This is a genomic window from Glaciimonas immobilis (assembly GCF_011947285.1).
In the GTDB taxonomy this organism is placed as follows: Bacteria; Pseudomonadota; Gammaproteobacteria; order Burkholderiales; family Burkholderiaceae_D; genus Glaciimonas; species Glaciimonas immobilis.
Genome location: NZ_JAAOZT010000006.1, coordinates 260,493 through 282,681, shown reverse-complemented (window position 1 = coordinate 282,681; position 22,189 = coordinate 260,493). Strand labels below are relative to the sequence as shown.

Below are 22,189 nucleotides of genomic sequence, written 5' to 3'. Positions count from 1 at the left end.
ACGTTGTTGTCAAAGCAACGGCTTGACCGACCCCGGCACTATCGCAGCACCGAATTCGCGAATCATGCTCTGAATAAACGGATCATTTTTTGCGGTCTCTTCAGCCAGTCGTTGTCGCTCTGCCTGTTCTTCCATCGCCTTGACGTTTGCTGTGTAACGGACGTTACCAATTTCAGTTTCTACCCGCACCGGACGACCAAAGCGGTCAGTCAGCGCAACCGTCAGCTTTTCGACATTGCCTGGCATACGTAACGTTTCAAGCGGAATCCGCAAATATATCTGGATTGCCGCACCGCTACTATCAAACCGCAGTAACTCACTTTGCTGCGCCAGTTGATGGGCTACGCCACGCACTGGTAAAGTCGCTGCGAGTGCCGGCCAGTTGCCATCCCATTCCAAAGACGGATCAGGTTGGTAGACAAACGGGTCCGCCGCCTCCGATGATGATGATGATGATGATGCGCGAACAGATAGCGGCGATACCGAATCCATACTTAACGTCGCAAGCGGACGAACCGGTGCGGACGGTGAACGTATTTGCGTCGGTTCCGCCCTGCTTGGGGTTCTTGAATCCGCCCTTGCTTCTGTGCTGGCATCGGCTCTTGAACTCGTCCGTATCATAGACGGAGGCTCTTCACGCGCATCATAGGATGACCCCGATGCATCATTATCTGGCAAGTCTGTCGGCAGTGGAATATCCTCTTCCCAAGGCGGCGCTGATGATCCTGATGATGTTTTCTGTGCCTGCACTGGTTTCGATACCACTACAGGAGTCGACACTGGCGGCTGCGCTCTGACCACCATCTCCGGTGCGCTTTCTGGCGCTGCAACGGGTGGCGCATAAGGCACTGCGGTGGGACGTTTACCCGCCGTACCGCCGCGCGCTGCTGCTAACGCGGCCATCCTCGGACTGAGATTGCTGTCTACCCGAGGCGCTGGCGCACTGGTGGAGGCGGCTTGCGGGGCACTACTTAGGCGCGCCGCAGGAATCGTGGGTGCTGGAGTGGATGCTGGTGTGGGTGCTGGGGCTACTTGCATTACAGGCGGCGTTGGCACTTTCATCTCGACCGGCGGCAGTGCTGACGGACGCGATGACGCAACTGCTCGCCGCGGTGCTGCCGCCAATACGCCATCACCTCCAGCTTGCGGCCTGAACGCCAACATGCGCAACAGCGTCATCGAAAATCCGGCGTACTCGTCCGGTGCCAGCCCAAGCTCATTGCGGCCGTGCACGACGATCTGATAAAACAACTGGACTTCTTCAATATCAAACTCGGCGGCAAGACGGATCACGTCTTCGCGCTCTGGCAAGTCTTCTGCCAATGCCGCGGGAACGCTTTGGGCTAACGCGACCCGATGCAATAATGTGCCGAGGTCCTGCAATGCGGCGCTGTAAGACAGACTACGGATCGCCATTTCATCAGCGACAGCCAATAACCCTGCACCGTCATTAGACGCCAGCGCGTCCAGCACCCGGATCAAGTAGGTCTGGTCGAGCGCGCCTAGCATGCCCTGCACAGCATCCAACGTCACCTTGCCAGCGGCGTAGGCAATCGCCTGATCGGTTAACGATAAGGCGTCGCGCATGGAGCCGTGCGCACCTTGCGCCAGCAGACGTAAGGCAGGTGTCTCAAATTCAATTTGTTCCTGTCCCAGAATATCGTCAAGATGACTGACGATATGCCCCGGAGGCATCTGTTTAAGGTTAAATTGCAGACAACGCGACAGTACCGTAACAGGAATTTTTTGGGGATCGGTAGTCGCCAGGATAAACTTGACATGATCTGGCGGTTCTTCCAGCGTTTTCAACATTGAATTGAACGCATGGTTGGTCAGCATGTGAACTTCATCGATCATGTAGACTTTGAAGCGGGCATTGGACGGTGCGTAGACCGCCTGCTCCAGCAACTGCGCCATCTCATCCACACCGCGATTGGACGCAGCATCCATTTCAATGTAATCGACAAACCGGCCAGCATCAATCGAGACGCAAGCGTCACATACGCCGCAGGGTTGCGCCGTGATGCCGCCGGTACCATCAACGCCTTCGCAATTTAAGGCCTTGGCGAGTATGCGTGACAACGTAGTTTTACCAACGCCACGAGTACCGGTGAACAAGTAAGCATGATGCAAGCGCTTTTGCTCCAGTGCGTGTGTTAGCGCCCGCACGACGTGCTCCTGACCAACCAGGGTGTCGAAACTTTTGGGACGGTATTTACGGGCAAGGACTTGGTATGACATAAAGTGGCAGGCGCACAATGCTGGCTGTTAAATTCAAACATCATTTTACCTTAGAGGAAGCGATTCCAAGGTTTTTAAGCAATGCCCCACATCCAGTCGGTCTGACGGCACCGTGGGACTGGCAAACAATGCCAATTCGGTCTACGCTAAGGAGGTAAAGACGCGCAATGATTTCCAAGTATTTGTATGGACTTCATTTGTGATTCCGTTCATGCAACTCTGATAGCTGTTCTTCAGGAGATTCTATGCAGATCGCCCCGCATGATGCGAATAATCAAGTCACACCGCTGACTGGTAACAATTTGTTCAGCGACGATCTCGCGTTGACGGAGGGTGTCCTACGATTAAAAGCTGGCTGGCATAGGGCGGCATTAGCCCGTTACGGGTCCAAACTTGGAAGTAAAGACGTCTGGGAACTGGCCGAACTGGCAAATCGCCACCCGCCTGAGCTGCACAGCTACGACAAAACCGGTAACCGGATCGATGTCGTGGAATTTCATCCGTCCTGGCATACGCTTCTGGGCATGTTACGGCGCGAGAACCTGCATGCGCTGCCCTGGAGCAACGCAAGAGAAGGTAGCCACCTGGCACGCGCCGCTGGTTACTATTTACATGCGCAGGTGGAGGCTGGATCGCTTTGTCCTACCACCATGACATTCGCATCGATTCCGGTCTTGCAAAAGGAACCCGCGCTATTTGCGGCATTGCAAGCCAAATTATATGCATGCGAACACGATAGCCGTGACCTGCCGCTAGGACAAAAAAACGCCATGCTGATCGGCATGGGCATGACCGAAAAACAAGGCGGTTCGGATGTGCGATCCAACACCACAGTGGCGACGCCGATCCCTGGTGGCGGTGGCCGCGGGGCGGACTACACGTTGACCGGCCATAAATGGTTTTTTTCCGCGCCGATGTGTGATGCCCATATGGTATTGGCACGTACAGAATTAGGGCTAAGTTGCTTTTTTGTGCCGCGCTGGCGACCCGACGGCAGTAAAAATGCCATTTTTATCCGGCAACTTAAGGATAAACTAGGTAATCGCTCCAACTCCAGCAGTGAAGTCGAGTTTGAGGAGGCGTTCGGCATCATGGTCGGCGATGAAGGACGCGGGATCGCCACCATCATCGAAATGGCGAATCACACCCGTCTCGATTGCGTCATCGGTAGCGCTGGCCTGATGCGACAAGCGTTGGTACAAGCGTTACACCACGCCCGCCATCGTCATGCTTTTGGGGCCGCGCTAGCAGAACAGGCGCTGATGCAAAACGTTTTGGCTGATCTGGCGCTGGAAAGCGAAGCTGCCACGCTATTAATGCTGCAACTCGCCAGTGCCTTCGATGCTGCCGACGATCCTTTGCAACGCGCATGGCGCCGCATCGTCACGCCCGCCGCCAAATTCTGGGTATGTAAGCGCGCCCTGGAATTCTCGGGCGAATGCATGGAAATCTGGGGCGGCAACGGTTATGTCGAGACCGGCCCGATGGCGCGTTTCTATCGGGAAGCGCCGGTCAATTCAATCTGGGAAGGTTCAGGCAACGTCATGTGTCTGGACGTATTACGGGCAATCGGGCGCGAACCGGAAAGTTTTGCCCTATTGCTGGCACATCTGGACGCCATCGCCAGCGCACATGCTGGATTGCACATTATGCTGGATGGCCTGAAAGGATTACTCGCCACCCCGCCCGAGGAGCAAGAAAGAAATGCGCGAAGATTTGTGCAGACGCTGACGCTCACTGTGCAAGCCGCACTCATGGCGCAACATGCGCCGCAGAAGATTGCCGATGCTTTTATCGAGAGCCGTTGCGACGCCATGGGTGGTCGCGTTTATGGCACGCTAGCGTCCATAGCGGGTGCCAGTTTGCAAAAAGAGATTTTGGCGCGCGTGATGCCGTGAGTGGCTTCACCTATAGATTCATTCGGTCCAAAAGCGGCGAGAGTTAACACGTCGTTTTTGATATCACCGACTGAGTTTTAGGCCCAGCACCCGCTCGAAGATATCCAATCTTATACTGTAGTACCTGACGCCCGTTTTACCGATACCACAGCGCTTTTACAAGCCATGAGTAGCAGTTAGCGAATGAATAAGAAGTAACATAATTCACCATCTTCATCGCCACTGCCGCTACAGCCAACTCCCAACCAACCCAGTAAACTGTCCCAGAAAAGGTTAATTACTGGTTGTTTCTGCGCTTAAAGAAAGCAGTGACCTAAGCATAAAATTTCCACAAATCAACGCTTCCCGCATTTTACCGGTCATCCATGAAGTTAAACCACTGAATTGTGTAAAATGCCCGGCTTACAAGACTTTCAGCTTTCTGCGACCAGAGGCAAATAAAAGGAAAATCATGGAAGACGCGTTAAAGAAAAAGGGCACGAAACAAGAACCTGCAATGGTGGCTCCCAGCATAGACGGCATAAAGGGCTTTGCTCGCCGTGTACTACGATATTTTCAGGATTTCATCGAGACTGATTTTAAGCGGCAACAAGCACCGCGCCGTCGCGTCATTCTAAAAAATGATGCAGGCTTTCGTCTTGGTATTCCACTACGTAAATATGCGATGCTTTTCGACGCTGTCTGGTCGGCATCGCGCCATTCGCTGGCACAACCTTTTGAAGTGCGGATTCCTAAAGGGCGCTACACTTCCCCGCTCTCGCTGACGTTGCGCGACCTGATCAAAAAACAGGTCGCCATGGTGGACGATGAAGAATTCAACAGCATCCGTGATCTGATCATTACATTTGCAACCGAACATCGCGTTGCAGGCGCCAAAGATGCAGAAAAATTTGTTGACGATGTCGCGCTGCAATTCGTCGCACAAGTCGGTGAGCGCATTATCCTCCAACTGCTTGCCGTTCTGGAAGAACCGTTTCGCCAAAATGCGTATTCTGCTATCGAATCCATTTACGATATCGAAGCCGACCTGACAGAAGCGATCACTGCTGCGCTCAACGCACAATTGCCGCGCGCATTGACCACGCTTATAGCTTCGGGTGATGCGGAACCGCTGCGACAGATTTTTGACGAGTTTTTTGCGCCGGATGAGGTGCGCGCAGCGTTGTCAGATTTTTTTGAACAGTTCTCAACTGCCGATGTATTTCTGGAATTGCGCGATCTTGACAATACACTTCGTACAGCCGAAGGCCAAAGCCTTTACCTTTATATGGCCGACGTGCGGTTTGGTACCGCGACCTTTCCGCTGTTTTATATCCCGCTGGAACTTCGGTACGATGAATCCACAACCTCTTTTGTACTAAAAGCCGATCCCCATCTATATATCAACAAGCGTGCGCTGGACTGGATCGCACAAGAAATCGCGGCCCAATCTGGCCGGACTTTTGTATCCCCCGCGCACGAGCGGATCATTTACCTCTCTGAGAATGAAAACTTTGCAGAGGCAGCGATCAGGCAAATCAAAGCGATGATTCCATCGCTTGATGTTGCTGCCAATCTGGACTTGACGACTAACCGCCTGCATACCGCAGAGAGCGCCAGCGTACGCATGTCCAACGCATTATATTTAGCCGTGTTCGATAAAGCGGACGAATCGATACTTGGTGATTATGAAGCGCTCCTGACCGCCGTAGAAGGTGAGTCGAAGCTCGCCGCCGGGATGTTTGAAGACATCATCCGCAGCATGATTCTGGACGAACCTAAAAATGCCAATCCACAAATTGATCGTACCTGGGACAATATCGCAACGCCGGATCGACTGATCGCGCCCTCGCCTATTCCGGTCAATGAAGAGCAGCGCAAAATCCAGATTGCATTAAATACCGAGGGTTGTCGCTTCATCGTGGTGCAAGGTCCGCCGGGTACAGGTAAGTCACACACCATCTCTGCGCTGGCTTTCGACGCAATCCTCTCAGGAAAAAACATCCTGATTTTGTCCGACAAGGTGGAGGCGCTTGACGTCGTTGAGGACAAACTGGCCGCTACGCTAGCCAAGGTACGGCATGATGAAAATTTCTCTAATCCCATCCTGCGGCTCGGCAAGTCTACCGCCTATTCAAAGCTGATTTCCGCGTCGAATCTGGAGCGCATCAAGGAACAGGACCGGTCGCAGCGGGCCAACGCCACGCGATTAAATGAAGAAACGCAGGCGGTGCATGAAACCCTGCGCGCTAACGTTGTCGCAACCATCTCCGCGTATGCAAACGTCAAGATAAAAGATGTTGAAACACTGACCTTGCTGGAACGAAAAATCGAAGTTGCGTTTCCTGGTATCACTGAGAGCTTGCAAGACTACCTGACGCAAGAGCAGATGAATGCACTGGAAAATCTGGTCGCCGCATTACAACTGGACCAGATCGCCAGCGTAAGCGCCGCACTTGCTCCGAGCGTTTCAACTGCCATCGAAATTTATACAGCAATCCGGACCTTGCTACTCGCAAAGACAGTTCTTGAGGGGGGAATCGACATCTCGGCACTCGCGCTGTTCAACGATTTGTCGCCAGCGCACATCGCGCCACTGACCGCATGCATTGTGGAGTATGAAAATGCGCGCTGGCCAGTTTTTGGATATTTTTTTACCAGAAGCAAAGCCCGCGCAATTGACCAGCGCCTGGCGACTACGCTCCCCTGCAATAACGCGCTGGATCTGTACACAAAAATAGACGCATTAAAATCTATCGTAGCAACGCTTGCCAGGTTGCAATACCATGCTGGTCAAATGCATTTGGATGGCACGCACGCGATAGCAGCCTACGGGCATCTCGCCGCTGGCAGAACCGTTCCGCCCGCGGCAGAGAATGTTGCTGCCTTTATTGCTGGCTACATAAAAATATTTCCCGACCATTGGCCTACTGACGACATTGCCATCGATAAGAAGATCGCGCTGGCGTACCAATGCGCATCTTACGCGATACAATTTAATAGAATTTCGGCCACGATGAACTCGGCACCGGTGTTTGATTACGTCGGCGAGAAGTCGCAACTTGAGACGCTCCATGCATCACGCATGAGCCGCGAGATTGATCGCAAGTTCGTCAATTTTGTCGGTGAAAATCGGGCATTGGCCAAGTCAATCGGCGAGGTAATCAAATCTAAGAAGCAATTCCCGACCAACGAATTTGAGCGCTTCGGTGAAGCCTTCCCTTGCATCATCGCTGGGGTGCGCGACTATGCCTCTTACGTTCCGCTGAAGGGAAAAATATTTGATATTGTAGTCATCGATGAAGCTAGTCAGGTCTCGCTGGCGCAGGCGTTCCCTGCTTTACTGCGCGCTAAACGCGTGGTCGTATTTGGCGACGAGCGCCAGTTCTCCAACGTCAAGTCGCAACAAGCTTCAAAGGAGCGCAATGCCACCTATTTGACGGAAATGGAAACCTACTTCAGGCGCAACATTTCCGACGCATCGGACCGCATTGAAAGGCTCAAGCAGTTCGATGTCAAAAAGTCTGTACTGGACTTTTTCAAGCTGATCGCGAACACTGAAATTATGCTGAAAAAGCATTTTCGCGGCTATCAGGAACTGATCAGTTTTTCCAGCGTAAACTTCTACGGCGGTCAACTACAGGCAATCAAAGTCCGATCCAAACCCCTGACCGAGGTCTTGCGCTTCCATGAACTTGCACCTGACGGAAGGGTAGAAAAGCACCGTAACGCCAATTCGGCTGAGGCCGAGTTTATACTGGCGGAATTGCGCAGGATGGTGGATCAAGGTGACAAGCATTCGGTTGGCATCATCACGCCATTCAGAGAACAGCAAGAGGCGATCTCGCGATTGCTGTTTAATGACGCATACGCCGAGCGTTTTCAATCCCTTCTACGTTTGAAGATTATGACCTTCGATAGTTGTCAGGGTGAAGAGCGCGACCTGATTATTTATTCGATGGTCGCTACCCGCGCACACGACGGACTCAATTACATTTTTCCTGCATCACTGGAAGACCAGCGCGAACGTATCGAAGAAGCATTAAAAGTCCAGCGCCTGAATGTCGGATTTTCGCGTGCGAAGGAAGGGATGCTGTTCGTCCTCAGCAAGCCTGTCGCCGAATACAAGGGAAGCGCCGGACGCGCCATTCGCCATTTTGAGCAGATATTGCAGCAGCGCTCAACCCCAACCGGCGGTGCCACTGAGTCACCGATGGAAGAAAAGGTCTTGCAGTGGGTGCAGCAAACTGCGTTCTACCAAATCAATAATGACGATGTTGAACTGCAGACGCAATTTCCGCTCGGCGATTATTTGCGCCAATTAGACCCATCGTATAAACATCCGGCATTTCGATGCGACTTTCTTCTGACGTACTCGACTGGCGGCGGTTATATCCGGGTGATTATTGAATATGACGGTTTTGCCGAGCATTTTGTCAATCGGGATAAAGTCACCGCACACAATTACGAGCAGTTTTATCGTGAAGAGGACATCGAACGGCAACTGATCATCGAAGGCTACGGCTACAAATTTCTGCGCATAAATCGGTTCAACCTAGGCAAAGACCCGGTGGCCACCCTATCCGACCGGCTATTTCAACTGGTGCACCAAGCCTCTCAGGAGCGGCCACAAAACGCAGTGATTAAAAAAATTCGTGCGGATGCGGAGGATCTGTCAGACAAATCCTCTAAGCTCTGTCCAAAGTGCGAAAAAATCGTTGATGTTGCCGACTTTTTTGACCCGACACTCCGCAGCGGGGCTGGCGGATACGGCAGGGTTTGCATGTCTTGTAAACGGGCTTGAATACGGGCGTGAATACGAGCTTGAATACGAGATTAAAACGTGCGCCGGAGAGCGCATGTACCATCCTGACACCCGCCGTTGCCATTTGTCCTCAAGGATGTTCAACATTTGGGATGCGTCTTCGCAGCCGCGACCCATTTAATGAATGCGACGTTTCCGAAAATAGTGGCTAGATGAAGCGGTGTATGACCTTGCAAATCTGTCGAATCTAACTGGGGGCTGGCAGAAAAAATCATGCGTAACGTAACGTCATCATCGACAAGTGCAGCATAATGCAACGCAGTCTTTCCTTTCGAATCTTTGACGTTAATATCAGCGTCGTTGTTGGCGATCAAACGCATCAGACGATCAAGAATCGCATACCGCTCTCGCAGTCGTCGTCGCCCGACATCCAATCGAAGAGCAGCGTCTTCCGCCAATTCTTCGGTAATTTTAGCGAGATTCAGCATTAAGGGCGTTTCACCGCGACGCGTGGTCGCGCAAGTGTCTGCACCGGCGTCTATAAACATCTCTACGCGATCTGAATTTCCTTGCAGCACAGCTTCATGGAGCAATGAGTTACCGCCAAGGTTTTTTTCGTTGAGGTTTGCGCCTGCGTCGATCAGTGATTGTGTGCAGTAACCGCCGCGCGCAGCGTCAAGGTGAATTAACGATAAACCGAAGGGCTCTTTTAAATGCACGCTCGCGCCAGCGGCAATCAGAAAATCGGCGAACGCTATTTCGCCATTACCGACAGAGATCGCGATTGGAGCGCCGTTGAAGCAGTTAACTTCTGCACCTTGATCTAAAAGCGTTTGCGCGTACACAAAATCTGTTTCCTGCGTCGCCAGAATGAAGCTGTGGTTTAGTGTTTCCAGGATGGGGTTTACGATTGGGATAACCACGATTAATCCTATTTTTAGTTCAGTATGGACAGATTGCTGTTTATATCACGTTGTTGGCGTTGTTTCTGAAATGCGCTACTTTCACTTCGCACTATCAAGTTTAGTGCGTATCGTCCGATTTAAATACCCTGCCTGATCCCGGCATGCCGCCGTTTTTTACGAAAGCCAAATGATCGGATTCTACGGTGATGATCGCGTACAATTAGCTCAAGACGAACCTGTTTCTGCTTTTCATAAGTATGATTTTTCGTGCTGTTAGCAGGCACGAAATTAAGGCCGGGTAATGGCTTTTGCACCGGAATATCCTTGGTGATCGCTGCGAGCGATAGTGACGAGAAGTGTACGATATATGTCAATAGAGAAAATGTCGGTAGCAGATAATCAGGTACCGCCTCCGGCGCATGCATCGTCACGTTTACCGCCGCCTCTGCCGGGATTAAAGTCAAGCTCGCCCGAGGACGCTATCGCCAAAAAGCAGGCGCGCGAAAGAAAGGATGCGCTAGTGCGCGGCGTCACTTCCGTACCAGAAATGCGTGAAGCGATAAGGCACATTGGACGCGACCTCCCGGCTATTTCCGCAGTTCCGCGCGTGGGCCTGCTTGACACTGCGGCGTTTCGCACGCGTGCAGCAATAGGATTGCCATTCGTGATCACGGGGCTGGTCGAACGATGGCCGCTGTCCGCCCTCACACCGCAAACGCTGCGCGATCGCTTCAGCCACTTGCAGGTGCGCGCACGCGTGGGCGACTATGTTAATACTGCGTTTGCGCGTGATCGGGCCATGCAGGATATGTCAATGCTTGCGTATCTCGAACTTGTCTCTACTGACCCACAGGACTTGCCGCCCTATCTGGGCAATCTGGAATTACGCGAACTAAACAGCATGTGCTATTGGCCTGCTTATTTTGGCAAGATGGGCCCGCCTCGCTTTTGGCTTGGCCCAGCAGGAACGGTGACGCCACTGCATTGCGACTATGACGATAATATTTTTGCGCAGATCTGGGGGACCAAGCGCGTTTTTCTGTCACCGCCGCACCACGACGAATTTCTTTATACCTGCGAGGCCAACGCGATCTTGTTTGGCTCTCCGTTTAACCCCGAAGCACCGGATTTCGTGAAATTTCCGCTGGCTCGTCAGGCATCGATGATCGAATGCATCATGCAGCCTGGCGAGCTTCTGTATCTGCCAGCGGGGTGGTACCACCAGGTGCGCTCGTTGACGTTTTCGCTTTCGGCGAATCGATGGGCCAGAGCGCTGCCGTTAGCACTGAACGGCGACACATCCCTGCAGCGCCCAGCCTATTGCGTTGCGCAGGTATAGCTTGCCGCCACATTCACATCGCCGCTACTACTGTATCGCGGAAATGCCGGATACTCGCATAGTGGTCGGGTACGGCCAGGAACGCCAGCGGTATCGGCCACCACTTGGTTAACCGGCACTGTCCCTTTCTCGACCCAGCCCTCAAGCGCAGTCACCGAATCCCAGGCAGCATTGAACACGCTGCTAACAGCATGGCCATACCCCGGGATCTCATAATACCTGGCGAAACTATCAACACGACTACCGCCCATGGTATTGCGAATCCGTGTCCAGTACTGCTCCGTGGCGCGCGTGCTGACTAGCGCATCAGCCATGCCGTGTGCCATCAGGATTTTGCCTCCCTTGTTCTGGAATGCAGACAGGTCAGTTTTGTTGGCATCCTGAATCCCGGTTAGCTCTACAATGCGCGACTGGTATTGGCCGGGATTCTGTGGATCGAGACTGAGGGAGTTGAAGTTGGGGTTCCGCGTCACAAAGTATCTGACCCACTGATCCCAAAACGTGCTGCCATAGGGCGGGCTAGTGGTGGCGGTCACCGCTGGCATCGGATTGGCAGGCTGCTCGGTACCGAGCGCCAGAGTCAGCACGGTTGGCTGCAAGGGACTGGTGCCGGGATTGCCAAAATCAGTGCCCCAGGTATTGAAGCCCGGATAGGTGGTTTCACCACTGGCCACAGCGTAGTTCAGTTGCAGCGGCGTATTGGTCACGTTGAATGCTGCGATCTGTGCATCAGACAGGCAGCTATTACCCGCCTCTTGGCCACCCGCGCAACGGATCGGCACGCCCTTTAACGTTGCTGTCGTCGGATCGAAAGTAGCATTGCAGGCCGTGATGTTGCTAATCAAACCGTCACGCACACCGTCGAGCGCATCGCATGCTTCGATGGCGGCGTCATATAGCACTTTGCGTTTTTCGCGGCTCGGGTAGGCACCCGGCTGGGCCAGCGCGCGCGCTATGCGTCCGAACTGCAAGTCCAGAGTTGCGGCGTTCCAGGCTGGATAGAGCACGATGGCACCGTCCCAGTCCTGAGGCCAGTTACTTACGGCCAGCAAGGCTTCGCGTCCACCGGTCGAGCCACCCGCAAAATACGATCTTTGCGGATTGCTGCCATAGCGGACCTTGATAAGTGCTATGGCGACATCACGCGTTTTTTTAATCGCATCGCTTGCGAAATTTTTGAGCGCTTCGTCGTTGAGTCCGAAGGAGCCGTCGCGACTAGTTGTGGCATTGGCCTGGTGTCCGGAATCACTACCGAACGTCGCATAACCACGCCCCAGCGGCACCTGTTTGTTGGTTGGACCGGCCGGTACATTGCCTGTACCCGTAGAAATCGTCCCGTCATAGCCGCCTCCGCCGAACATCATCGCCTTGCTGTTCCAGTCTACGGGAAGGTTAAGTTGGAACTTGATTTTTGGTGCCATCGGATCCACTGGATTGATATCGCCAAGTACCTTGCAATATCCGCCAACGGCAGAAGCCCCCGTGCCCGCCGCAGGCACGACTGCAACACTAGTGACAAGGGCGCCAGTTGTCGGCAGGCCAACCGACGAAGCCTGGACGGTCCTGCCGTTGAGCTGGTCGCAGGTTAATGGTGTGTGAGTCACAAAGGCCCCATTGCCGCCGCCGCAACCTGCGAGGCCGGAAGTTGAAATAACGGCAATAAAAAAAGGATGTTTAAGAAACAGATACATGTCTCGCCCCTATAACTGGGTCAGTTGGTTTTTTTATGTAGTCAGCTGGAATCGCTCTGCTACTTGATGATGGGCAATCCAAGCGTTCGAACGATTATAAAACTTTTATATTTTATAAATTTAACCAATTAAAAGTAAATTATTCAGAGGCGGCAAGAACCGCTCGCTTCGCAAGCTTGACCGCTGTAAGTTACTAAATCGACGGCAAAAACGCCCCCAATGGAGATTAGCTCCCATTCAGAAAGCGGATTGCCTATTGGAAATTTAGCAGCAAAACGCATCAACGCCGTTTTAAAATTAGTAGAACAGGTGTTTGGGGATGGTACGAACCCATTTTTCAGGGTATTGAGGAAAAATGAGAAATCTTTATGTCGCGCTAGCAATTGATTTCGGTAAGCAATTGCTATTATTTAATAAAACTGGAGGCGGGGATCGGAATCGAACCGACCTAGACGGCTTTGCAGGCCGCTGCATAACCTCTTTGCTACCCCGCCATTACTTAAATCAATAACTATATAACCAGCAAAGGCTTACTGCTTTGGCTGCCTCCAACTTCCGAGCATGCAACACCGGACCGCATCTATCGCTGAAGTACAAGTGCGATAGTTACTTTAACACCCTTCGATACCTTAAAAGAATGCCAATCCAGACATTAAAAAAGGAAGCTTTTTGAGCTTCCTTTTTTGAATTTGGAGCGGGAGAAGAGGCTCGAACTCTCGACCTATACCTTGGCAAGGTATCGCTCTACCAACTGAGCTACTCCCGCATTTTCTTTTGTGACCGCTGCGCTGTCTTGCAACACTTACTAGAGAGACGCCATTATAGATGGTCTAAAAATGATGTCAAGCGTTTTACAGGTTCCTTTTTCAAAAATTTCTAAACACGCTTATTGCGCTTTTTCTTTGATCAACGGCCATGCTTTACGCAAATAATAAAACATCGACCAGACCGTCAATATCGTAGCCACTAACATCAAGGCGTGTCCAAGAAAACGGATATCAATGCCGAATATGGTACCAGAGTACAGGAGCACGGGAATAGCCGTCATTTGCGCGGCTGTCTTGATTTTGCCCAGTGAGCTGACCGCCACTGATTTGGAAGCACCGATTTGCGCCATCCACTCGCGCAGCGCGCTGATGGTGATTTCGCGCCCAATGATAATAAACGCAATGACCGGGCTTACCCGATCCAGATTGACGAGCACAAGCAGCGCTCCGACTACCATCAATTTATCCGCTACTGGATCCAAAAAAGCGCCAAACGCTGAGGTTTGATTCCAGCGCCGCGCCAAAAATCCATCGAACCAGTCCGTCGCCGCCGCCACAACAAACACGATCGCCGATCCCAGCCCGATATCACTCGCAGAAAACCCAAAATCGGGAAGATAAAACACGCCTACGACCAGCGGAATCAATGCGACGCGTAACCATGTAAGCAGAATTGGAAAATTAAAAGGCATAGATGTAGTGTAATGTTGTCGCCAGGTTATGCTCAGCGTATTCGGTTACCAGAACTAATTATCTAGGAGTATGGTGCCAGATGGGAAATAAAACACGTATAAACCATCCTAGTGAGCCCCCCGTTGACACTATCAGTGCAACTGGCGATAAATATCCTCTGCCAGTTGGCGGGAAATGCCTTCCACAGAGGCTAAGTCTTCAACTGTAGCATCTGCCACAGCCCGCCAGCCACCAAAGCGAGCGAGCAGCTTTTGACGCCGCTTGGCACCGACGCCCTCAATCTCCTCCAGCCGGGAGGTCTGACGCGTTTTGGCGCGCTTTGCCCGCATGCCGGTGATGGCGAACCGATGTGCCTCGTCGCGAATTTGGGCGATCAGCATGAGCGCGGCGGATTCCTTACCCAATTCACGTGGGGCGCGCTCATCGGCGAAGATGAGCGTTTCCAGACCCACTTTGCGTCCTTCGCCCTTGGCAACACCGACGATCAAGCCGATATCAAGTCCCAGTTCGGCCAGCACCTGGCGCGCCATCTCGACTTGCCCCTTGCCGCCATCGACCAGCACGATATCGGGCATTGTGCCGCCGCCGTTGACTACTTTTTCGTAGCGACGCATTAGCACTCGTCGCATCGCCGCATAATCGTCACCGGGCGTAATGTCTTTAATATTGTAGCGGCGGTACTCACTATTTTGCATTGCATGATGGTGAAAAACAACGCACGAAGCCTGCGTCGCTTCGCCAGAGGTATGACTGATATCGAAACACTCAACGCGCAGGACATCAATGTCCGGTATGTCGAGTGTCAGCACATCGACTAGCGCACGCGTGCGGGCCTGCTGAGACCCCTGCTCCGACAGCAATCGTGTCAGCGAAATTTCTGCGCCTTTTTGGGCCATATCCAGCCATTGTCTGCGCTGACCTTGCGGTTGGAATACCAAATTAATGCGATGTCCACATTGCTCCATCAATGCCAGCATCAACGCTGGCTCATCGATAACCAGATTAAGAATCAGGGTGCCGGGAATAAACGTATCAATGTAGTGTTGCGCCAAAAATGCCTTCATAACCGAGACGTCCACAGACTCGTCGGTATTGATCAAGGCGCTCTCCACATGCGTTGGAAAATACGCGCGATCGCCGAGATGACGGCCGCCACGTACCATCGCCAGATTGACGCAGACCCGACCGCCCTGAACGAATGCGGCAATAATGTCGATGTCGCTGTCTCCAACGGTTTCCATGCTTTGCTGGTGTAAAACCGTGGATAACGCACTGATTTGATTGCGGACAACGACTGCCTGTTCGAACTTCAGCTCGCTGGCAAATGCGTGCATTTTCTCATTTAGTGTGGCCATCACTTCGTTCTGACGACCGCGCAGAAATTTGGCGGCATTCTCGACGTCCACCGCGTAATCTTCCTGGCTAATGAGGTTGACGCAAGGCCCGCTGCACCGCTGGATCTGATGCAGCAAACAAGGACGTGTGCGATTGGCAAATACCGAATCTTCGCAGGTCCGCAACAAGAATACTTTTTGCAATATCTGTATCGACTCTTTTACCGCCCAGCCGTTGGGAAACGGTCCGAAGTATTGATTTTTTTTATCAACACCACCACGATAATATCCCATGCGCGGATATTCCTGCCCGCTGATCTTAAGATAAGGGTACGATTTATCGTCGCGAAAAAGTATGTTATAGCGCGGCTTTAGCGACTTGATTAAATTATTTTCGAGTATCAGCGCCTCGGCTTCGCTGCGCGTGACGGTGGTCTCCAGCCGGGCGATCTTCTGCACCATCAAGGCGGTGCGTGGACTGGCGAGATTTTTCTGAAAATAACTCGACACACGCTTTTTTAGTTCGCGCGCTTTCCCAACGTACAGGATGTTGTCCGCTGCATCGAAATAGCGATACACGCCGGGCAAATTCGGCAATTTAGCGACGGTCTCTAAGACGATCGCAAGAGGATCGGGAAGATCGGGATCAGTCATAATTCAAAAAATTCAAAAAAATTCAGCAAAGTTCGGCAGGATTCTTATTGCGGGAATGCGTCTGTTCGCGCGGGTACAAGCGATGTTACAAGCGATGTTATGAGTTCACGGGCGACCAGGTAATCACCGTTTTTTGGTAACGCATTCCAGTCTAACGCGAGGCCCTGCGGCATCAATGCCGCACGCCTGGACGCGCTGGCATCGGACGCAGGGGTTTGTGCCGCGCTTAATCCTTCCAGCAGTTGGTCGGCCTTGTCAGGCGAGTTGCAAATCATAACGACATCGCAACCGGCGGCTAGCGCCGCGCGTGCGCCATCCAGAACAGAACCGGCAGAACTCGCTGCGTCCATGCTCAGATCGTCGCTAAAAATAACGCCGTTAAACCCAATCTCTTTGCGCAGGATCGTTAGCCATTTTTTAGAAAATCCCGCCGAGTGCTTATCCACCTTGGGATAAATCACGTGCGCTGGCATTACCGCCGATAAGCTCATGCCCAGCCAATCGTAGGGCTTGATATCCTCGTCCATAATCTGCTGCAGCGTACGTTGATCCAGGGGAATCGAGAGGTGAGAATCGCCCTCTACAAAACCATGTCCGGGAAAATGTTTTCCGCAATTTGCCATCCCCGCCAATCTCAGACCATGACTTAAACTTTTTGCCAATAAGGTCACCACGCGCGGGTCGCGATGAAACGCACGGTCGCCAATGACGGTTGACCCGCCATAATCCAAATCCAGTACCGGGGTGAACGATAAATCGATACCGCTCGCGCGCAGTTCGGCTGCCAACACAAAACCGACGGCGGTCGCTGCTTTGGTCGCCGCCAACACGTCCGTATCCCATAAAGCGCCAAGTACACGCATTGCCGGCAATCTTGTAAAACCGTCAGTTCTGAAACGCTGCACGCGACCACCTTCATGATCCACCGCAATCAAAATATCCGGACGCTCCGCGCGAATAGCGGTGGTCAGTGCCGTCAGTTGCGCGCGATCCTGAAAATTACGAGTGAACAAAATCACTCCGCAAGTGAGCGGATGCTTAATGCGTCTGATGTCATCGGCGCTCAGGGTGGTGCCGATCACGTCGAGCATTATCGGACCAGGTGCACGCTGCTGGGTTTTGTTCAAAATAATCATATTTTTTCCACGATAACAAAAGCGACTGCATACTCGACCTCATCAGTGAGCGATACCTGCGCGGTCAATCCGTTCTTTTGCATAAATTCTTCTAGCACACCGCTGGTGACGACTACCGGCTTGCCATTCGGTGCGTTCAGCGTTTGCATCGCGCGCCATGTCATTGGCATCCTCAAACCTATCCCAATGGCTTTGGAAAAGGCTTCCTTTGCCGCAAAGCGTGTCGCCAAAAATCGTATACCACGGGCTTCTATTTTAGCTTTTCGTTGGTGATATTTAACGAGTTCTTCCGGGCCCAAAATTCTTTCCGCAAAGCGATCGCCATTACGTGACAGCGCCGCTTCGATACGTGAAATCTGGATGATGTCCGTGCCTATGCCGTAAATCATGAAGCCCTTTTAATTTTTTTTCAGCCGTGCCTGAACCATCAACGCTTTCATTTCGGCAACAGCAGCCTTCCAGCCGACAAACACTGCATGCGCAACAATCGCGTGACCGATATTGAGCTCCGCGATCTCGGGAATCGCAGCAATCGCCTGCACATTGGTGTAATGCAAGCCATGTCCTGCATTGACCTTCAGTCCCAGAATAATACCTGCGTGTACCGCACGCTGCACTCGCGCCAGTTCGCTATTTTGCTCACTCACGTTTGTCGCTTCTGCATAGCGACCGGTATGCAGCTCAATCACCGGCGCGCCTACGTCTGCTGCTGCCTGTATCTGATCGGCATCAGGGTCAATGAACAGGCTCACCCGGATTCCTTCCGCCTGTAGCTGGCGCACTGCGGACTGGACTTCAACAAAATATTTCACCACGTCAAGGCCACCTTCTGTGGTCAGTTCGTGTCGCCGCTCTGGCACCAGACATACGTCTTGCGGCTTGATTTTACAGGCAAAATCGATCATCTCTTGTGTCACCGCCGCCTCCAGATTCATGCGCGTGCGTAACAATGGACGAATGATTTCCACGTCGGCGTCTTTAATGTGCCGGCGATCTTCACGCAGGTGCAATGTGATCGCGTCTGCGCCTGCCTCTTCGGCCTCTAACGCCGCGCGCAAAGGGTCTGGATATGCTGTGCCGCGCGCGTTGCGTAAAGTGGCGACGTGGTCGATATTAATGCCGAGTTCAATGATCGTTGAGGCGGGACTTAGATAGCTCATCAGATTATGGGGCGCAGATAAAAAGGGGTGGGTGGACACAGTGCTGGCAGCAGCGAACCGAGGTACGGCTTGCAATATATTTTAAGACATATCTCGCAAGCACAACGCGTAAAAATCCTGTCATTATTTTTGGCGGCGTGCGATTGGTACTGCCCCATACGATGACGCAGCACCGAGCGTTGACCGAGCGGTAAGCACGGGCGTTTTATAGCGCAATGACAGACCGATACATGTCACCCCCATTCCGAGGCCAGGCACTAACATCCATGAGCTAATTTCCGCCGGGGTCGCGCCAGCAGTTGCCGCTGCCTGAAAAATAATCACAGCAGAACTAGTGACGCCCACCAATACCGTGATAAAGCCAGCAACCAACGTTGACCAGGGATAATCTTGCATTGCCATTTTTTTGCTGCCCTACAATTGCATCAAATCGATCAAAATTTGACGCGTGTTCAGCGGTGTCCCGCCCAGATGATAAGCCAGCAAGAAGCGCATCAACACTTTACTTTGTGCTTGGGTAGTACTGTCGCTGTAATCCTCGCGTGCCATGTCCAGCAACGTTTTACCGCTAACCGATGGCCAACGGTCGGAGACGCGTGCCACACGCGGCCCCCGCTCGGGATCGACAACGTAATGGATGTCAGGCTCTACCGGCTGCCGCGTCACCGTACAAATTGTAAAATCTCCAGATACACCGGTATCTTTAAGGAGCGCTCGCTCAAACTGGCGCAGAACGATAGGCGCAGGCTCCTGATGGCCTAACTTATTTAATGTTGCAACATAATGATTAAACAAAGTCGGGTGGGCGTCGTCGCGCGCCAGCAGTTTCACCAGCAATTCGTTCAGATAAAATCCACACAATAACGCGGACTTTTCAAGCGGCAGCATTCCACCCACCCATTCGGCAGCGGTGAGTGTCCGGATTTCCGATCTTCCGCTCCAACTGAGCGTTAAAGGCTGGAACGTTTGCAGTACCCCTCGCAGCTTGGACAAAGGGCGCTTGGCACCTTTAGCCACTAATGCGATGCGCCCGTAATCACGGGTAAAAACGTCTAAAATCAGACTGGTTTCGCGGTGCGGATAGCTGTGCAACACAAAACCTGGTTGTGCTGCGATCCGCGATTCGGCAACGGGACGCGAGTTACGTCGGGGGATGGTGGAGCGGGGTGCTTTTTCGCTTTTGGCGGTAGCTTTGTTATGTGCTGTGGAAATGGAGGACGGGGATTCCGGCTGTGATTCCGGCTGAGAATCAAGTTGTGATTCCGGCTGTAAATCAACCTGTGATTCAGGCGGCGCTGAAGCAGAATCCCCAGTCACTAAATCTGTTGCGGGTGCGCTGAAGGAATGAAGGGCTTCCTCTGCCTGTGCATTGGCAATCGACGCGGGAAGTTTATCCAAGTTTGAACCGACGGCCGGATTTGAATCTGAAATTAATTCTGATTCAGGAGCAAGAGTTGCTACAGGCTTCGTGTATTCGCCATCGCCAATTATACGGACGCCGTCGCCAGCCATTGTAGCGGGCTGTCCTGCCGTCGGTGCGGCAACCACATCGATAATCGCATCAACTGTGATAGCACTCATACCTTCAATTTACTCGTAACCGTAGGCGCGTAATCCGGCTTCGTTATCGGCCCAGCCAGATTTTACCTTGACCCAAATTTCGAGATAGACCGGACCGCCAAAAAGACGTTCCATATCGAGACGTGATTGCGTCGAGATATCTTTCAGGCGCGCGCCCTTTTGTCCTATCACCATGGATTTATGGGTATTGCGCTCGACTAAAATTGCTGCGAATACACGTCGTAAGTTACCCTCAACTTCAAATTTCTCGATAAGAACGGTACTGGTATAAGGCAATTCATCGCCGACAAACCGGAACAATTTTTCCCTTACAATTTCCGCTGCGAGAAATTTTTCGCTACGATCAGTAATGTCGTCCTCGCCAAATACCGGCGGATTAAGCGGTAAATACTTGCGGGTTTCGGCCTGCAAGTTTTCCAGCTGAAACCGCAATTTTGCCGATACTGGCACCACAGCGGCAAAATCACGCATTGCGGCTATCTTTTGCGCAAATGGCAGTAATATCGCCTTGTCTTTGACGCGATCCGACTTATTAATCACCAATATACAAGGCACACTGGTTGGCAACAGCTCAAGCACCTGTTGATCGGCCGGTCCAAAAGTGCCCGCCTCAATCACAAACAATATGACATCAGAAGCTGTCAACGTGGTCGTCACGGTGCGATTGAGGGTTTTATTTAGAGCATTGGAATGACGGGTCTGAAAACCCGGCGTGTCGACGTAGACAAATTGCGTATCCGGCAAGGTCTGAATGCCGGTGATACGGTGACGGGTCGTTTGCGCTTTGCGCGAGGTGATACTGACTTTGGCACCGATAAGTTCGTTCATCAAGGTCGACTTACCGACATTGGGACGACCTACGATAGCAATGTAGCCACAACGAAAGTCAGCTGCGGGTGCCTGGGATACGGAATCTGTCATGCGGTTGTCGATTTACTCGCGGTAAGTGATAAGTTATTGGTACTGCTAACGGCGTGCTGCAACAGGCGTTTTGATAGCCACCGTTGCTGTTGCTGCAGTCGTAGTTGGCGCGGTCGCAGATGCAGGGCCTGCCGCTGGCGCCGTCGCTGCCGTCGTTGTTGTCATTGCTGCTGTCGTAATTTCCGGTGCAGATGGTGCCTTTAATGCTGGCGCCGTCTCCGCCCCTGAAATCGCGCTAAGCGGCGCGCTTGCACATGTGTTGGTAGCAGACGAAGCCATCTTGCTCGCCTTTGCGGCTTCGTTTTTACCCTCTTTAATTGCTGCGTGCTTCAATTGCAATAGTTCTTTAGCTGGCGCGTCCGGCTGAATGGTTGCAATACCAGCAAGCTTCAACTGTGAAGTTCTGGGCTTACTTTTTCGTGCTGTTCCGGGCGATTTTATAAATGCATGCTGCACCGCTTCGAGCGCTAATTTGGCGGCGGCCTGCTCACCTGCCCGGCGACTTCCGCCAGTGCCGAATACCTGGATTTCTAGTTTTGGCACCAAACATTCAATCTCAAACTCCTGATTGTGAGCGGCACCATGGGTCGCCACGACATTATATTGTGGCAATGCTATTTTTTTACCTTGCAGATATTCCTGCAACAACGTTTTTGCGTCTTTGCCTAATGTCTTTGGGTCAACGGTATCCAAAATAGGAATATAAAGCGCACGAATCGCGTCGCGGGCGACATTAAATCCGGCATCGAGAAAAATTGCGCCGAATAACGCTTCCAATGTATCGGCCAGAATGGAAGGTCGGCGAAATCCACCTGACTTCAGTTCCCCCTCACCCAGACGCAAGAAATGCGACAATTCAAGACGCTGCGCAATTTCGTATAAGGATTGTTGCTTTACCAAATTGGCCCGCACCCGCGACAAATCACCTTCATCAATCTTGGAGTAGCGATCGAATAGTAACGATGCAACAACACAATTTAAAATCGAATCGCCCAAGAACTCCAGTCGTTCGTTATGCAATGTGCTATGGCTGCGATGCGTCAAGGCCTGCTGGAGTAACGTAGCATCCTTAAAAGTGTGGCCTAGCCGATTTTGCAATAATATTACGTCCATTTAATCTGCAAC

Annotated in this window: 15 protein-coding genes and 2 tRNA genes; 3 read left to right on the top strand and 14 right to left on the bottom strand. The window is 52.3% G+C overall.

The window, feature by feature from the left end; all coding sequences use genetic code 11:
- Positions 1-9: 9 nt before the first annotated feature.
- Complete coding sequence (locus HAV38_RS10450; protein WP_168055100.1) at positions 10-2,241, bottom strand: DNA polymerase III subunit gamma/tau; 2,232 nt, start codon at positions 2,239-2,241, stop codon at positions 10-12.
- Positions 2,242-2,486: 245 nt separating this feature from the next.
- On the opposite strand from HAV38_RS10450, the gene HAV38_RS10445 reads away from it, so the two are divergent.
- Both HAV38_RS10445 and HAV38_RS10440 read left to right on the top strand, forming a co-directional pair.
- Positions 2,487-4,139, top strand: a complete 1,653-nt coding sequence (locus HAV38_RS10445; protein WP_168055098.1) for an isovaleryl-CoA dehydrogenase — start codon at positions 2,487-2,489, stop codon at positions 4,137-4,139.
- A gap of 451 nt (positions 4,140-4,590) precedes the next feature.
- A complete protein-coding gene (locus HAV38_RS10440; RefSeq protein ID WP_168055096.1) occupies positions 4,591-8,922 on the top strand; it encodes an AAA domain-containing protein in 4,332 nt (1,443 codons plus the stop codon).
- Positions 8,923-9,023: 101 nt separating this feature from the next.
- Here the strand turns inward: HAV38_RS10440 and HAV38_RS10435 are convergent, their stop codons facing one another.
- Positions 9,024-9,806 (bottom strand): ankyrin repeat domain-containing protein, encoded by a 783-nt coding sequence (locus tag HAV38_RS10435; RefSeq protein ID WP_168055094.1) that lies wholly within the window; start codon positions 9,804-9,806, stop codon positions 9,024-9,026.
- A 349-nt stretch (positions 9,807-10,155) separates the two neighbouring features.
- Between HAV38_RS10435 and HAV38_RS10430 the strand changes: the two genes are divergently transcribed.
- The gene (locus tag HAV38_RS10430) at positions 10,156-11,127 is read left to right on the top strand and encodes a cupin-like domain-containing protein (protein WP_168055092.1); all 972 of its coding nucleotides are present in this window, start codon (positions 10,156-10,158) and stop codon (positions 11,125-11,127) included.
- Here the strand turns inward: HAV38_RS10430 and HAV38_RS10425 are convergent.
- The 12 genes from HAV38_RS10425 to rnc all read right to left on the bottom strand — a co-directional run bounded on the left by HAV38_RS10425 (position 11,106) and on the right by rnc (position 22,177).
- Positions 11,106-12,818 (bottom strand): tannase/feruloyl esterase family alpha/beta hydrolase, encoded by a 1,713-nt coding sequence (locus HAV38_RS10425; RefSeq protein WP_168055090.1) that lies wholly within the window; start codon positions 12,816-12,818, stop codon positions 11,106-11,108. The genes HAV38_RS10430 and HAV38_RS10425 overlap by 22 nt on opposite strands.
- 420 nt (positions 12,819-13,238) lie before the next feature.
- A tRNA-Cys gene (locus HAV38_RS10420) sits at positions 13,239-13,312 on the bottom strand.
- 196 nt (positions 13,313-13,508) lie between these two features.
- Positions 13,509-13,584, bottom strand: a tRNA-Gly gene (locus HAV38_RS10415).
- Positions 13,585-13,704: 120 nt separating this feature from the next.
- Positions 13,705-14,277 carry a CDP-diacylglycerol--glycerol-3-phosphate 3-phosphatidyltransferase gene (gene pgsA, locus HAV38_RS10410; RefSeq protein WP_168055088.1) on the bottom strand — a complete coding sequence of 191 codons (573 nt, stop codon included), beginning with the start codon at positions 14,275-14,277 and terminating at the stop codon, positions 13,705-13,707.
- A 132-nt stretch (positions 14,278-14,409) separates the two neighbouring features.
- Positions 14,410-16,266 carry an excinuclease ABC subunit UvrC gene (gene uvrC / locus HAV38_RS10405; RefSeq protein WP_168055086.1) on the bottom strand — a complete coding sequence of 619 codons (1,857 nt, stop codon included), beginning with the start codon at positions 16,264-16,266 and terminating at the stop codon, positions 14,410-14,412.
- A 44-nt stretch (positions 16,267-16,310) separates the two neighbouring features.
- Positions 16,311-17,402 carry a beta-N-acetylhexosaminidase gene (nagZ, locus tag HAV38_RS10400; RefSeq protein WP_245182310.1) on the bottom strand — a complete coding sequence of 364 codons (1,092 nt, stop codon included), beginning with the start codon at positions 17,400-17,402 and terminating at the stop codon, positions 16,311-16,313.
- Positions 17,399-17,791: a holo-ACP synthase gene (gene acpS, locus HAV38_RS10395; RefSeq protein WP_168055084.1), complete on the bottom strand. Its 393-nt coding sequence runs from the start codon at positions 17,789-17,791 to the stop codon at positions 17,399-17,401. The genes nagZ and acpS overlap by 4 nt, the downstream gene beginning before the upstream one ends.
- Before the next feature lie 9 nt (positions 17,792-17,800).
- The gene (gene pdxJ, locus HAV38_RS10390; RefSeq protein ID WP_168055082.1) at positions 17,801-18,562 is read right to left on the bottom strand and encodes a pyridoxine 5'-phosphate synthase; all 762 of its coding nucleotides are present in this window, start codon (positions 18,560-18,562) and stop codon (positions 17,801-17,803) included.
- Positions 18,563-18,685: 123 nt separating this feature from the next.
- A complete protein-coding gene (locus tag HAV38_RS10385) occupies positions 18,686-18,964 on the bottom strand; it encodes a benzoate/H(+) symporter BenE family transporter (RefSeq protein ID WP_311734822.1) in 279 nt (92 codons plus the stop codon).
- Positions 18,965-18,976: 12 nt separating this feature from the next.
- Positions 18,977-19,879: a DNA repair protein RecO gene (gene recO / locus HAV38_RS10380; RefSeq protein ID WP_375791662.1), complete on the bottom strand. Its 903-nt coding sequence runs from the start codon at positions 19,877-19,879 to the stop codon at positions 18,977-18,979.
- A gap of 273 nt (positions 19,880-20,152) precedes the next feature.
- A complete protein-coding gene (era, locus tag HAV38_RS10375) occupies positions 20,153-21,064 on the bottom strand; it encodes a GTPase Era (protein ID WP_168055080.1) in 912 nt (303 codons plus the stop codon).
- Between the two features lie 45 nt (positions 21,065-21,109).
- Entirely contained in the window at positions 21,110-22,177 is a 1,068-nt protein-coding gene (rnc, locus tag HAV38_RS10370; protein WP_168055078.1) for a ribonuclease III, read from the bottom strand.
- Positions 22,178-22,189: the final 12 nt, after the last annotated feature.

Bases quoted from the DNA above. Each gene is read 5' to 3' on its own strand.
- HAV38_RS10450 (WP_168055100.1), bottom strand. From the start codon at position 2,241: ATGTCATACCAAGTCCTTGCCCGTAAATACCGTCCCAAAAGTTTCGAC.
- HAV38_RS10445 (WP_168055098.1), top strand. From the start codon at position 2,487: ATGCAGATCGCCCCGCATGATGCGAATAATCAAGTCACACCGCTGACT.
- HAV38_RS10440 (WP_168055096.1), top strand. From the start codon at position 4,591: ATGGAAGACGCGTTAAAGAAAAAGGGCACGAAACAAGAACCTGCAATG.
- HAV38_RS10430 (WP_168055092.1), top strand. From the start codon at position 10,156: ATGTCAATAGAGAAAATGTCGGTAGCAGATAATCAGGTACCGCCTCCG.
- HAV38_RS10425 (WP_168055090.1), bottom strand. From the start codon at position 12,818: ATGTATCTGTTTCTTAAACATCCTTTTTTTATTGCCGTTATTTCAACT.
- pgsA (WP_168055088.1), bottom strand. From the start codon at position 14,277: ATGCCTTTTAATTTTCCAATTCTGCTTACATGGTTACGCGTCGCATTG.
- uvrC (WP_168055086.1), bottom strand. From the start codon at position 16,266: ATGACTGATCCCGATCTTCCCGATCCTCTTGCGATCGTCTTAGAGACC.
- nagZ (WP_245182310.1), bottom strand. From the start codon at position 17,402: ATGATTATTTTGAACAAAACCCAGCAGCGTGCACCTGGTCCGATAATG.
- acpS (WP_168055084.1), bottom strand. From the start codon at position 17,791: ATGATTTACGGCATAGGCACGGACATCATCCAGATTTCACGTATCGAA.
- pdxJ (WP_168055082.1), bottom strand. From the start codon at position 18,562: ATGAGCTATCTAAGTCCCGCCTCAACGATCATTGAACTCGGCATTAAT.
- HAV38_RS10385 (WP_311734822.1), bottom strand. From the start codon at position 18,964: ATGGCAATGCAAGATTATCCCTGGTCAACGTTGGTTGCTGGCTTTATC.
- era (WP_168055080.1), bottom strand. From the start codon at position 21,064: ATGACAGATTCCGTATCCCAGGCACCCGCAGCTGACTTTCGTTGTGGC.
- rnc (WP_168055078.1), bottom strand. From the start codon at position 22,177: ATGGACGTAATATTATTGCAAAATCGGCTAGGCCACACTTTTAAGGAT.